The sequence below is a fragment of the Kitasatospora cystarginea genome (assembly GCF_039533515.1).
GTDB classification, from domain to species: Bacteria; Actinomycetota; Actinomycetes; order Streptomycetales; family Streptomycetaceae; genus Kitasatospora; species Kitasatospora cystarginea.
In genome coordinates, this window is sequence record NZ_BAAATR010000085.1 from 1 (window position 1) to 12,166 (window position 12,166).

The 12,166-nt window shown below is 68.7% G+C and carries 11 protein-coding genes and 3 pseudogenes; 6 read left to right on the forward strand and 8 right to left on the reverse strand.

Annotated features, from left to right (window positions below):
- Positions 1 to 106: 106 nt before the first annotated feature.
- Positions 107 to 301: a hypothetical protein gene (locus tag ABD369_RS39050; RefSeq protein WP_344641402.1), complete on the forward strand. Its 195-nt coding sequence runs from the start codon at positions 107 to 109 to the stop codon at positions 299 to 301.
- A 66-nt stretch (positions 302 to 367) separates the two neighbouring features.
- On the opposite strand, the gene ABD369_RS39055 is transcribed toward ABD369_RS39050, so the two are convergent.
- The gene (locus ABD369_RS39055) at positions 368 to 1,921 is read right to left on the reverse strand and encodes a hypothetical protein (RefSeq protein ID WP_344641403.1); all 1,554 of its coding nucleotides are present in this window, start codon (positions 1,919 to 1,921) and stop codon (positions 368 to 370) included.
- Between the two features lie 292 nt (positions 1,922 to 2,213).
- Here ABD369_RS39055 and ABD369_RS39060 point away from each other — a divergent pair, with 292 nt between their 5' ends.
- Complete coding sequence (locus ABD369_RS39060; protein WP_344641404.1) at positions 2,214 to 2,810, forward strand: HDIG domain-containing metalloprotein; 597 nt, start codon at positions 2,214 to 2,216, stop codon at positions 2,808 to 2,810.
- Between the two features lie 630 nt (positions 2,811 to 3,440).
- Here ABD369_RS39060 and murJ read toward each other — a convergent pair.
- Positions 3,441 to 5,180, reverse strand: a complete 1,740-nt coding sequence (murJ, locus tag ABD369_RS39065) for a murein biosynthesis integral membrane protein MurJ (RefSeq protein ID WP_344641405.1) — start codon at positions 5,178 to 5,180, stop codon at positions 3,441 to 3,443.
- A gap of 627 nt (positions 5,181 to 5,807) precedes the next feature.
- The gene (locus tag ABD369_RS39070; RefSeq protein WP_344641406.1) at positions 5,808 to 6,371 is read right to left on the reverse strand and encodes a hypothetical protein; all 564 of its coding nucleotides are present in this window, start codon (positions 6,369 to 6,371) and stop codon (positions 5,808 to 5,810) included.
- Between the two features lie 651 nt (positions 6,372 to 7,022).
- On the opposite strand from ABD369_RS39070, the pseudogene ABD369_RS39075 reads away from it, so the two are divergent.
- A pseudogene (locus tag ABD369_RS39075) lies at positions 7,023 to 7,205 on the forward strand (IS5/IS1182 family transposase); the annotation flags it as partial.
- Here the strand turns inward: ABD369_RS39075 and ABD369_RS39080 are convergent.
- Together ABD369_RS39080 and ABD369_RS39085 are read right to left on the reverse strand one after the other, a co-directional pair.
- Positions 7,154 to 7,915 (reverse strand): DUF1062 domain-containing protein, encoded by a 762-nt coding sequence (locus tag ABD369_RS39080; RefSeq protein ID WP_344641407.1) that lies wholly within the window; start codon positions 7,913 to 7,915, stop codon positions 7,154 to 7,156. The pseudogene ABD369_RS39075 and the gene ABD369_RS39080 overlap by 52 nt on opposite strands.
- A gap of 368 nt (positions 7,916 to 8,283) precedes the next feature.
- Positions 8,284 to 8,373 (reverse strand): annotated as a pseudogene (locus ABD369_RS39085) (IS5/IS1182 family transposase); the annotation flags it as partial.
- A 202-nt stretch (positions 8,374 to 8,575) separates the two neighbouring features.
- On the opposite strand from ABD369_RS39085, the gene ABD369_RS39090 reads away from it, so the two are divergent.
- On the forward strand, positions 8,576 to 8,776 hold the full coding sequence (locus tag ABD369_RS39090) for a hypothetical protein (protein WP_344641408.1): 201 nt from the start codon (positions 8,576 to 8,578) through the stop codon (positions 8,774 to 8,776).
- A 152-nt stretch (positions 8,777 to 8,928) separates the two neighbouring features.
- On the opposite strand, the gene ABD369_RS39095 is transcribed toward ABD369_RS39090, so the two are convergent.
- From ABD369_RS39095 to ABD369_RS39105, 3 genes are all read right to left on the reverse strand, one after another.
- The gene (locus ABD369_RS39095) at positions 8,929 to 9,474 is read right to left on the reverse strand and encodes a restriction endonuclease (RefSeq protein WP_344641409.1); all 546 of its coding nucleotides are present in this window, start codon (positions 9,472 to 9,474) and stop codon (positions 8,929 to 8,931) included.
- Positions 9,475 to 9,754: 280 nt separating this feature from the next.
- Complete coding sequence (locus ABD369_RS39100; RefSeq protein ID WP_344641410.1) at positions 9,755 to 10,513, reverse strand: hypothetical protein; 759 nt, start codon at positions 10,511 to 10,513, stop codon at positions 9,755 to 9,757.
- A gap of 69 nt (positions 10,514 to 10,582) precedes the next feature.
- On the reverse strand, positions 10,583 to 10,912 hold the full coding sequence (locus ABD369_RS39105) for a hypothetical protein (RefSeq protein ID WP_344641411.1): 330 nt from the start codon (positions 10,910 to 10,912) through the stop codon (positions 10,583 to 10,585).
- Here ABD369_RS39105 and ABD369_RS41475 point away from each other — a divergent pair.
- A pseudogene (locus ABD369_RS41475) lies at positions 10,832 to 11,371 on the forward strand (helix-turn-helix domain-containing protein); the annotation flags it as partial. The gene ABD369_RS39105 and the pseudogene ABD369_RS41475 overlap by 81 nt on opposite strands.
- Positions 11,341 to 12,036, forward strand: a complete 696-nt coding sequence (locus ABD369_RS39110) for an IS630 family transposase (protein ID WP_344641412.1) — start codon at positions 11,341 to 11,343, stop codon at positions 12,034 to 12,036. The pseudogene ABD369_RS41475 and the gene ABD369_RS39110, both read left to right, overlap by 31 nt.
- Positions 12,037 to 12,166 lie beyond the last annotated feature (130 nt).

A 12,166-nucleotide genomic window follows, 5' to 3' on the forward strand; every position in this document is an offset into this window, starting at 1 on the left:
CCGCATCCGCAGCGAGAAAGGAATCCGCTGGGGCGGCAGACCCGCCCTCGCCGCCTGATCAAGCAACCCGGCGAACCTATGCGGTCACGGCACTAGTCGACGAGTCATGACAAATCCGCTGAAGTCCCCTCGCGTGCAGCGGGCAACTCTCTGCACTATCGCCCTGCTTGACCTGTACGGCTGCTACCGAACTGCAGAACTGACACTCGCCGGGCGCTATGCCGATGCCGCGATCTACTGCGCGGCAACGATTGGATTCGCCTATGCCGTTGCCCGCGATTGGAAACGGATCAGCCGCTGACCCGAGAGGGAGCTCCGCGGGCCTTCGCCGATTTTCAGCTTGAGTTGCCCTCCGGGGTGCCCGGTGTCAGCTTGGTGAGGGTGAACAGGCCTGGCTGGGGCTCGGTGAGGATGCCGCGGGTCTCATGCGGGTCGGGGGTGGCGCATGCCAGGTCGGCGGGTCACGCGGTGTCTGTCCAGCCCGCCGGCCTCGCCGGATGAACCGTTGCTCCGGCCACGGTGCGAACGCCCAGACGTACAGGTGGCGGTCCACCAGGCGCAGCAGCGCTTGGGTATTCAGCAGGGCCGCGAAGGCGAACTCGCTGCGGTAGGAATCAGCGGAAGCCCTGTGCGAGCCCAGGTGCCGGTTGAACGTGTGCTGGCGGTCGACGCCGCTGAACACATTTTTCATCGCGTTGACCAGCAGGTAGGCCGCCAGCATCCGCAACTGGGACGCTTCCCTGTAGGTGCTGAGCGCCCCGGCGATCATCTTGTGGCTGCCGGTGTTCGGGCTGCTCGGGAATGCATCTTGAGGGAAGTAGCTGCGCAGCCAGGCGTGGCCGTGGGCGCGCATGACGGTGTCCAGGACGTTGGCCAGCAGCGCCTGCGCCGGTGCGTCGTGGCCGTCGCGGATGCAGGCGGCGGCCTGGAGCGTGAGTGCCCGCAGGTCGAGCAGGTCGGGGTGGTCGACCTCTTCCAGGCTGGCTTCGACGTCCTCCACCACCTCCAGGCGGTGCTCGATCAGGTAGCGCCGTCGGTACGCCGCGCGGGGCAGGGACAGGAGCTCCTTCACGATCCCCGCGCGCGGAGCCCAGGCCAGGCAGGCTCCGTCCTTGGCGGTGATGCGCAGCAACCACATCCACAACCTGGCCTCAACGTCGCGCAGGTTGTCCGGCGACCACTCTTTGAACAACCCACTGAACGTGTCGAACTTGGCGAACAGATCCTCGGTGAAGACACGGCCGATACTGTCGGCGATCTGTTGCAGCGACGACTGGAACGAGGTCGCCTGCAAGGCGAGGGCGTTCAGTGGTGGGAGGTACGACGACACCCAGCTGCTCTCGACCGGCAGCACCGAGTCGAGGATGCTCAGCTGCGGCTGGAACGCGGCGGAGGCAGCCCGCACGCCTTCGAGGACCGAGTTCTGCTGGACAGCGGCCACCGCATCCAGCACGCCCTGGGACCACACTGGTGGACCGGTGATCGCGGCGATCTGCTCGGGGCTCAAGAACGTCAGCGGCTTGACGGCGGCGGAGGCCGCCAGCATCGAGTCAACGATCGGCCGCTGCCAGGCTGCATTTGCCCCCACCACATCCAGCACGCCCTTCGACCACACCGGCGGGCCCGTGATCGCGGCGATCTGCGAGGAGTCGATGATGTGCGGCTTCACAGCGGCGTCCATCGTCGCCGCGATCAGCGAGTTGTTCCGAGCCGTGATCGCCGACATCGCGTCGATCACGGGCTGGTTCAGCATGCGGTTGACGTCAGCCAGCTGTGCGCGCAAGGGCCCCAGTGGGTCGTAGTCTCGAAGAAGCGAGTCGGTGAACGGCCACCCGCCGCTGGTCGCCGCGGCTTCGTCCTCGCCTTCATCGCCGTCCCACACTTCGTCTTCTTCGCTGTCCTGCTGTTCCGGGTCGTCCATGGGCACCAGCAATCCGCGTCCCACCGACACCAGTACCGGATTTTTCAGACCCCACCAGACCGAACCAGACGGCGCCAGTCCGCCGCTGCAGCCCGGCCGACGCCGGCGGCCCGGGCAATACGGGTCAGGGTCGCGGTCGGCTCGGGCCGGAGGACTCGTCAGGCACAGGCCTCCTGGGCTGGTGGCCGGGAACGGAACGACCCGTTCCCAGCCGAGGCGATGGTGGTCAGGCGGTGCCTGCCCGGTTGGGCGGGGAGGTCCGGGCCAGAGGTGCGGTTGTTAGGCTGCGGCGATGATCCTTCCGACCCTCGAAGAAGTACGCGCGCTGCACGAAAGGCACGCACCGACGCACGAGGCACTGGACCTGGTGCTCACCCACTGCGAGATCGTCTGCGACATCGCCGAGCAGCTGCTGGCCCGCGCCGCCCTCCCACTCGACGCCGAACTGGTACGGGTCGGGGCGCTGCTCCACGATATCGGGGTCTACCGGCTCTACGACCACGCCGGCCGACTCGACCACCGCAGCTACATCCGCCACGGGGTGCTCGGCCACGAGATCCTGCGCGAAGAGGGATACCCGCAACGCCTGCGCCGGTTCTGCAGTTGCCACACCGGCGTCGGCCTCACCCGGCACGACATCCGCGAACAGGGACTGGCCATACCCGAGGCCGACTACCTCGCTGAGACCGCCGAAGAGCAACTCGTGATGTACGCGGACAAGTTCCACAGCAAGACCACGCCGCCGACCTTCCTCACCGCCGACTCCTACGCCGGGTACGTGACACGATTCGGCGCGGCCAAGGTTGAGGCCTTCGCCCTGCTGCGCGCCCGGTTCGGAGAACCCGACCTGACGTCCGTGCGGGAACGGTACGGCCACTCGCAGGCCTGAGGGCTGCGGGTCGTCCCGGGGCGTGTCAGCGATCTCGTGTAAGTGCCTTGGGGTTATTGGATGCTGAGCCGTCGTGATGTCAGACGCTGAGGGGCCTTCGGTGGGGTTGGTGTCGCGTTGGGCGGCCCGCCGGACCCCGAAGTCGAGCAGCCTCAGCCCGGGGACGCCCGAGATCCGGGAGCCCCGATGCAGCAGGGGCAGGAGGCGGGAGGCCACTCGGCAGGCGGTGTTGGTGCGGACCTCGAGGAGGTTCTCGTGGAAACGGATCCAACTCAGGTAGCTGGCGATGCTCGCCATCGCTGGCTTCGTCGGGTGCTCCCACGGATGGGGGGTGCTCGCGACTGGTCAGCAGGCAGGTGAGTAGGGCGGCCTGGAAGAGCTGCTGGGGAGGTGCCGCGTGGTCGAGATCCGGAAAGCCCGTTGCGCTTCGCGGAATCTTGTCATGCGGGATGCCCAGCAGTGAACTGACAGTACGCAGGCGTAACGTGTCGTGGCCGTGGGGCACCGTGGGTCTCCTTCTAGCGGCGCGCGCTGCCCGAACAGCTTCCCGGGCAGCTGCTTGCGGGCAAGCCGCTGATAACCGACCGGCGTGAGCGCCACTCGCACAGGAATCGGTGCTCATCGGTCGGCTTACCGGCGTCGCCGGCGCCCCCCGCTCGGCTCGGGCTCCGTGGGGAACGGCAGTCGCAGCTTTCGAACCAGCGGTGCCACCGAGTCGGCGGCGCCGAACGGGCGCGCCAGCAGGAAGAGCGAGGCCAGCACCGCCACCGAGCCGAGACCCAGCCCGATCCCGTTGCCAAGCGTCGAGACCACCACGTTCCCGCTGATCGCTCCGCTGACCGCGTTGGCCAGGAAGTGGCCCACCAGCGCACCTGGCAGGCAGGCCAGCACCAGACCCAGGTGCAGCCCGAAGACCCGGCGCCCGTCAAGTCCGCTCCGCAGCGGATGCCGCAGCGCTGCCCGCAGCACCTCGGCACGTCGCTCCGGGTCCTCCGGGGCGGCGGGCAGCGAGCGCAGCCGCTTGCCCAGGGCGAAGCCTGTGATCACCATGTTGATGATGCAGGCGACGCTCTGTGCGCCGGCCATGCCGACGATGACCCAGCGCGGGCTGAGGCTCACGTAGGCCAGGTAGGAGAGCAGCACGTTGGCGCCCGAGGAGACCACGGTCAGCCAGAACGGGCTGCGTGCGTCGCCCATCGCGTAGAAGCCGCGGGCCAGCGCGTACTGCGCGCAGAAGAACGGGATGCCGATGGCGAAGGCGAGCAGCGCCCCCGAGATTACCGCCAGGCCCAGCTTGGTCTGGTGGCCGTAGCCGTAGGCGAGGTGGGTGATCTGGTCGGAGAAGGCGATGAAGAGCACCGTGGCCGTGATGATCATGGCGGCCGAGTTGCGAAGCACCCGGGCCAGGCCGGTGCCGATCTTCTCCAGGTTGCCCGAGGCGGCGGCTCGGGACATCTGTGGCATGATCGCGGTCACCATCGAGATGGTGATCACGCCCTGCGGCACCAGGAAGAGCGTGCTGGCGTAGGTGTACGAGGCGTTGCCGATGCCAACCATCTTGAGCTTCGTGCCCATCTGGTCCACGGCGGTGGTCAATGCGGTGATCTCGGTGAACGCCACCTGGGTGACGATCACCAGCAGCAACGCCCAGGTGGCGGCGCGGATCGGTGCGCCGAGTCCGGCGCCGCGCCAGTCGAACCGTGGTGTCCAACGGAACTTGACGGCCCTCAGTGAAGGAAGCAGTCCCAGCGCCTGGACCACCACGCCGAGCGTCGTTCCAAGCCCCAGCAGCCAGGTCTGCCCGGCGGTGACCTTGCTGGTCTCCGCGGCCTGGCCGCCGATCGCGATGTAGAGGCCGAAGACCGCGCACGCCACCACGTTGTTGAGCACTGGTGTCCACATCATGGCGCCGAACTTGCCACGCGCGTTGAGTACCTGGCCGAGCAGCGTGAAGAGCCCGTAGAAGAAGATCTCGGGCAGGCAGAACCGGGCCAGCGTGACGGTCAGGTCGCGGTCCGACCCGGTCCAGTCGGAGGCGTAGATGTTCACCAGCCAGGGAGCGATGAGTACCGAGATGACGGTGAGTATGCCCAGCGCGACCGTGCACAGGGTCAGCAGACGGTCGGTGTAGGCGACACCGCCGTCCGGGTCGTTCTTGGCCGCCTTGACCAGCTCAGGCACGAAGATCGACTGGAGTGCGCCACCGATCAGCATGGTGAACACGATGTTGGGCAGCGTGTTGGCCACGTTGAAAGCGCTGCCGAGTATGCCGGGGCCGAGCGCGGCGACCAGCATCGCGGTGCGCACGAAGCCAAGCCCGCGCGAGGCCAGCGTGCCGACCGCCATGAGCAGCCCGTTCCGCCCGGCCACCGCCTCCTCGGACTGCTCCGATTTGGCGGCCGGCTCGGCGCCATCCCGCTGCTGCGGCAGGCCGGGGGCGCCTGGAGGTACGGGTCCTGGGCGCCGATGCCGCGCAGCGTCATAGTTGGCGGGTCATTGAAGGTGTGCGGCAGTCCGTAGTCAAGGGGTAGCTGGTAGGGCTCGGAGACGTGGAACTCCTGTGCGTGCTGCGGCCCCGGGTATGGCTGGTACTGCTGGAGCTGTTGCTCCTGCTGCGGCCACTGCTGCTGGTAGGCGTTGGGGCCCTGGTACGGCCCCGAGTACTGCTCCGACGCCGCTTGGTGCTGCGGGTAGGCCTGCTGCGGCGGGTATCCGTGGTCCGGCTGCTCGTAGCCGTACGGCTGGAAGGGCGGGCCGTGCGGGTCCGGTTGTCCATACGTCAGCGTCGCCGGTTGCGGCTGTGCCGCCCCGTACGACTCGGGTGGACCGTACGAACCGTACGGCTCGCCTGCCGTGTGCGTGGTCATCGGACTCCGTAGCTTGGTTGTCTGCTCAGGTGCTGCTGCGGGGTTAACGGGTGCCCCGAACGCGGCCTCGACTGGTGAGCTGGCGTATTCGGGCGTATCTCCTCCACCCCTCGTCATGAGTCACACCACGTCAGGCCGTGGACTGGCCGATGACGTGGTACTCCTCGGAGGGCATCGAGTCCCACTCAGTATTCGCGCCGTCGCGCGTCACCATGAACAACGGACGCGATCGGAGAACCTGCCCGACCAGTTGCCCACGCATGACGACCCCGGGATCATCCGGTCCTGCGTAGCCCTCGGGCGTGTAGCGAAAGTGCACGTCCATTGCCTCGGCATGCGCGATTGCGTCGCTCTCCAGCTCCGACAGGTCTCTCCCGACCAGCGGGAGTCCGTCGTACGCGACCTGAGGACCGTGCACGGCGTCGGCAGCGATGCAGAACAGCCCCACAACTTGGCTCACATAGGCCGTGACGGCAGGCGGAGAAGGAGCCACCCCGCGACGGTGGACCTCGACCTTCCAAGTCGGCGAGAAGATCGCGTGGTCCCGTGCACAATCGCTGACCTTCGTCTGGCCGAGTATCTCAGCCGCCTCGACCACTTCGTCGACAGTCATACCGAACCGGAGCGGTCCGACGCCGACAGTCGGCGAATAGGACCAATCGTCCCGTTCGGCGACTCCGGTCTTGAACGCCATAGTTGCTCCTCTAGAGACACCTGAGACTTGCCGCCGCCCATCATGCCAATCGCCGACCAGCAGACTGCCGGGTGCCGCCGAGCTCGCGCAGACCACTCAGCGCGAGCCCCATCTGAACACGGCGGCGAATACGCGACACCTGAACATGCGAGCTCCTTCGTCCACGTCACCGACGCGGCAGGCGCCGCGCTGGTCGCACCCGACTGGCCGGGCGGACCGATCAAAATCGTCGACGACGAGCCCGCTCCCACCCACGAGTGGCTTCCGGCCTTGGCCGAAGCCCTCGGCGCGCCCGCACCAGCCCGATGGCAGGTCGGCAGCCCTCGCTGACCACACACGGTCACAACAGACTGGACCCCACACGGAAATGGTGACAGTTGAATAGGCGAGCTCACCAACAGCCCCGGAGATCGCCAGGACCCATTCAGCAAGGTTTGATACCCAGGTTCACCAGTACTGCGCCGGGCCAGGCCCTGTGCTGTCGACGGTAGCCGCCCCGGCCGCCTCCGTGGGGCCGCACCCGGTAACCCGGCGCCGGGTGCGGCTGGCGCTGGCCTCTCAACTGCCGCCCTGCCAGATCTCAAGGACGACTCCGTACAGGCGGGCGGACCCTTCCTCTCGGGCCGGGTCGCTCTCGTCGTCCATCACGTGGGATCGCGCGGAGGGCGGCCACCGGCATTCGACCTGGAGCGGTACAAGAACCGGAACACCGTCGAACGGGCCATCAACAAGCTCAAGCACGCCAGAGCAGTCGCAACCCGATACGACAAACGCGGATACGTCTACCTCGGAACCGTCACCGCAGCCGCCCTCGTCATCTGGCTCCGCACATGATCGACCGGACAAGTCCTAGCCGCCGTGGCCCGGCGTGGGAGCTCCCGGCCGGGTGCGGGCGGCAGCCCGATCCGAGCCAGGTCGGTGCGTTCGGCGTCGGGCGCATCGAGGGACTTCGCGTGCTTGGCCGCATCGACGGAACCGGGTCCGTGGATGGTGAGTTCGAAGTCCTGGTGCGCCTTGGCGTCCGGCGCGAACGGCAGGTGGATCCGCCCGTCCGCGACCAGACGGCGCACTTCGGCCCGGCTCAGGCCGAGACCGAGCTGGAGCAGCCGCTCCACCCGGACCGGCGCGGGCAGCTCGAAGCGCACCTGCACCGAGAGCGGGTTCGGGTCGTCGAGCGCGTACAGCGGCATGCGGGTCTCCAGCTCCCACGTCCCGGTCCAGTCGAGCCGGTACCGGTTCTTCGCTGCGAGCGACACGCTCATCACCAACTCCCGTACCGCTGCCGGATCGTTGATCTCGTACGCCACCAGCCGGGCCGGCTCCAGCGTCGAGACGTGGACGCGCTCGTGGACGGGCACCTTCGAGGTCCGGTCGCACGTCGCGCAGCCCAGCAGCAGCCAGACGTCGAGCAGCTTGCCGTTCGCGTTGACGCGGATCTTCCCCGAGGCGCGGTGCCGCATGCCGGGGCAGTCCGGGCAGGACCGGACGACGGTGGGCAGGGCGGACTGACGCACGGCCCACAGGGCCTTGCGGTTGGTATTCATGTGTGTTGGGTGCTTTCAGGACTCAGCGGGAGGGCATGCCGAACTCACTCGGCGGCTCCCGCTCTCTGACGGATGCTCACGAGGGGCGCGACCCATCGCCCCGGGGCCGGGTCGTCAGGCTCCGAGGTCGATCGCGCGACAGGTACGTACTACGTGGCGGTCATCAAAAGTCCATGCGGGAGATCATGATCGAGACGGCGGCCCGCGGCAACCGAATTTCCCCGTGCCCTCGGCCAGCGGTCGCGCGCAGCCCCGCCCACTTCCCGCACCACCTCCACCAGGCGGGCGACGAGGCCCTGCCACGGTGTCTCGTCCTGGTGTTTTCCCCGCCCAGCCCCCTTTGGTGCAAGGGCTGGTGGCGGATCGGCACGGGCTCCGGCCGCATGCTGGTGGGCGCGGACGATGGTGGAGTCGACGGCGATGTTCCAGTCGATGTCGCCGGCCGCGTCCGCTTCGGCGACCCACACCCACCACCCCGCTCGAACACCCCCGCCGTCCGGCGGGCGGCACCCCCAGCCGCCAGACACCGTTCGGACCCGGTCGAATTCCCCGAACCCGCCCTACGGCGACGGCCCTTCTGACATGCTCACCCAGGCGACACCGGGCCACGCGCAACCGGGGTCCTCACACACAGTCAGCCAGGTAGTCAGGACGGTAGCATTGCAGTACACGATCAGTGCGGCGGCGTTTCTCGCGATCATCATCCTCGTCCGGCTCCGGCGCCCCACCCACTCCCGAAGCCGCGTCGACGAGGCCTTCACCGTGTTCAGCAGCGTCACCTTCGGCGTCCTCATCGCAGCCACCCCCTGGGGCCACGCGATCGTCCAGTTCGTCAGCGCCATCCTCAAGGCCATCCGCTGACACCCCGCTCAGGCGCCGGCGACCATCCGGCTGCGTGATAGCTAGGACCATGTCCAGATCCCGGGTCGCTGAGCGCTTCCTGGACGGCCGTAGGCCAAAGACGGTGGTCTATACGCGCGAAGCGATCGGCAGGGCCGTCGGCGACAACGGGGTCAGCTCCAGGGCGGCTTGCCCATTCCTTCCGCCCACAGGGCGAGTGCCCGCTGGTCGACGGCGCGGATGCCGACCTGCTGGCAGAACGCCGTGGCGGCCTTGGTGAACGAGCTGGTCGTCACCACCGCCGCCAGATCGCAGCGGTGGACGTCGCGATAGGTGCCGTTGACCTTCTGCACGTCCTGGGAGCCGACGAAGGTCCGCGGCCCATAGCGCTTGGCCTGGATCAGAATCCGCTGCCCGGCGGGAGTGGTGGCCAGCACATCCGCCGCCAGGTCGCCAGCCCCGCCGACCACCGCCACCTTCGTGCATCCGTCTCTGCGGCACAGGTCCGCCAGCGCCTGCTCGAACGCCTTCGGAGACATGGCCAGGAACGGTCCAATGTGTCGCAGCTGCGCTGCGCGCGCTTCGAACGCGCGCCGGTCGGCGGCCACCCGGCGATAGACGACGGTCACAACCGCGATCAGGGCGGCGGCCAGGAGGCCGAGGACGACGAGCAGGTGGTGGGCCAGCCAGGTCAGCACAACCACCACCAGGACGAGCACGGCGACGGCGCTCCCGAAGAGCACTACGGCGTTGTCGCGGGCCTGCCGGGCCCGGCGGGCAGCGGTTCGGCGTCGTCGTGCTGGCCTGCGCGCCACGGTGTCCCCCTCGAACCACGGTGTGCCCGCGATCGTAGAAGCGCCCGCAACCAGTCGCCGGTGAACCGGGCGAACTCCACCACCCGCCGCTCCGAGTTGACCGGATCACGATGGTCGGCGGCCGAACCACGTTCGCCCCCAAAGGTTCTGCACCGGGACCTGTTGAAGCAAGGGCGGGTTCGTCCTACAGAAGGGCGCGCAGTTCGGCGGCGAGGTGTCCGGGGTGGGCGAGGGGGGCGGAGAGGTCGAGGTCGACGCTGTTTGCGTAGTGGACGGTGCCGTCGGGCTGGGGTTCGCCGTCGTTGAGTGCCAGCAGGTACCAGCGGGAGTCGCCTCGGGCGAACACCCAGGGTTCCCCGTCCCTGTCCAGGTCGATGCTGCAGCTGCAGCCGCAGCCGTTCTCGTCGTCGCCCTGCTCGCTGGGCCCGTGGCGCTGGTTGAGCTTCGCACCCAGGATGTCGGCGACTGCGGCGATGGTGTCGTGCGAGCTGGAGGGCAGGGTGAGGTTGGACGGCAGCGCCGCCAGTTCGCCGACCGCGTCGGCGGTGTGGGAGGGCGCCACGGACAGCATGTCGTCGGCGGCGGCCTTGATGAGGTCGTGGGCGCGGTCCGCGGGCGCACAGTCGCGTCGGCCCTCGATCTGCGCGAGGACCGAGCGCAGGCGCTGGAGGGCGACGCCGGCGGCGTCGACCTGGGCGAACAGCGCGGCGGCGAGGACGGCTGCCTGTTCCGGGGCGTAGAGGGCCCACTCGTGGTCGAGGGCGTCCACCGCAGCCCGGGTCGCCTCGGCTCCGGTGATGGCCAGCGAGATCGCGTCGTCCGGGTCCCGGGTCTGACCGCCCGCGTAATAGCGGACTTCCTCTACGAGATCGCCAAGGACGGTCCGGGGCGTTCGCTCCTCGTAGCCCTGCCAGACACGGGGCCACGGGATGTTGCCGCTCATATGCTCTCCTCAAGCTCCAGGCCCTGAAGGTCTAGTGCTGCTCCGCGGAAGTTCGTGGAGGGGTGTTGATCAGATGGCCAGTCCACTGAGGTAGAGGCCGCCCGCGCAGTCGAGGGCTTCTTCTGGGGAGCCGGCTGGCAGTCCGCTGGGCAGGAAGTTGTGGCGGTAGCTGTCGCTGCTGGCCAGGTAAAGGGCAAAGCCCCAGGTGTGCAGCACGCCAGTGAAGCGTAGGCGGCACAGCGGCAGGCTTTGCCCGCCGGGCAACTCGGCGGCGACGTAGGCGAATCCGGCGCGGAAGCGGACCGCGATGGCGTCCACATGTGGCCAGCGTTCACGGGCGTGGCGGTTCAGGCGCTGGCGCAGGTGGTGCTGCATCGATTCCGGCGGGTTCTTCGGCACAGGCCCATCCTGCCGGGTACGGCGGCGACCCGCCATGATCGTTGGCCGTGCGTGGTGGGCGACGGGCGGGGACGGCGGTTGCGGTGGTGCTGGAGGCAAAGGCCCGCGAACGGCTGGTGCGGACGGTGGCTTCGGCGAAGTCTGAGGTGCGGGCGGTGCTGCGGGCCCGGATCGTGCTCGCGGCGGCGGACGGGCTTGCTAACGGCGCGATCGCCCGGGAGTTGGACCAGCGTGAACACGGTGCGCAAGTGGCGGGGGCGGTTCGCCGCCCTGGGCCCGGGCGGCCTGCGGGACGCCGAACGCTCGGGCCGGCCGCGGGCCTACGGGCCCGAGGTTCGGGTGGCGATCGTGGCCACCGCCACGAGCGCGCCGCCCCATCCGGAGTCGACCTGGTCGCACCGGGCCATCGCCCAGCGGGTGGCCGGCACGTGCTTCGCGCCGGTCTCCGCCTCCCAGGTTGGCCGGATCCTGGCCGGTCTGGACCTGAAGCCGCACAAGGTCCGTGGCTGGCTGACCCGGCGGGACACCCCGACTTCTGGCAGCGGGCCGCCGAGGTGTGCGCTCTCTACCTGGATCCGCCCGAGGGGGCGGTGGTGCTCTCGATCGACGAGAAGACCGCGATCGCCGCCCGCTCGCGCCGTCATCCCGGGCGTCCCGCGCGTCCCGGCGAGCCGGTTAGGCAGGAGTTCGAGTACCGGCGCCACGGCACGGTTTCCCTCGTGACCGCTCTCGACGTTCGCACCGGTGAGGTTCTCACCGAGGTGATCGCCCGAAACGACGCGGTGACCTTCACCGCGTTCCTAGACCAACTCGACCGGGCGATCGCGCCGGGCAGGGAGATCCACGTCGTGCTCGACAACGGTTCCTCCCACACTGCCAAACACACCAAGGCGTGGCTGGCGGCCCACCCGCGCTGGCACGTCCGATGGACCCCGCCGCACGCCTCGTGGCTCAACCAGGTCGAGTTGTTCTTCTCCGCCCTGACGCGCAGGGTCGTGCGACACGGCGACTTCTCCAGCCGCGACGACCTGATCGAGAAACTGGATGCCTACGTGATCGGGCACAACGAGACCGCCAAGCCCTACCGGTGGACCTATGAGGGCACCCCACTCAAGGCCGCCTGATCAACACCCCTCCACGAACTTCCGCGGAGCAGCACTAGTGCCGTGACCGCATAGGTTCGCCGGGTTGGCGGTGGCGATGCCTGAACCGGTTGGATGTAGACGGACATCCGATTCGGTGCGGGGAGGCGTG

Excerpts from the sequence above, each read along its gene's own strand:
- ABD369_RS39050 (WP_344641402.1), top strand. The coding sequence starts at position 107 with ATGACAAATCCGCTGAAGTCCCCTCGCGTGCAGCGGGCAACTCTCTGC.
- ABD369_RS39055 (WP_344641403.1), bottom strand. The coding sequence starts at position 1,921 with ATGGACGACCCGGAACAGCAGGACAGCGAAGAAGACGAAGTGTGGGAC.
- ABD369_RS39060 (WP_344641404.1), top strand. The coding sequence starts at position 2,214 with ATGATCCTTCCGACCCTCGAAGAAGTACGCGCGCTGCACGAAAGGCAC.
- ABD369_RS39070 (WP_344641406.1), bottom strand. The coding sequence starts at position 6,371 with ATGGCGTTCAAGACCGGAGTCGCCGAACGGGACGATTGGTCCTATTCG.
- ABD369_RS39080 (WP_344641407.1), bottom strand. The coding sequence starts at position 7,915 with ATGAATACCAACCGCAAGGCCCTGTGGGCCGTGCGTCAGTCCGCCCTG.
- ABD369_RS39100 (WP_344641410.1), bottom strand. The coding sequence starts at position 10,513 with ATGAGCGGCAACATCCCGTGGCCCCGTGTCTGGCAGGGCTACGAGGAG.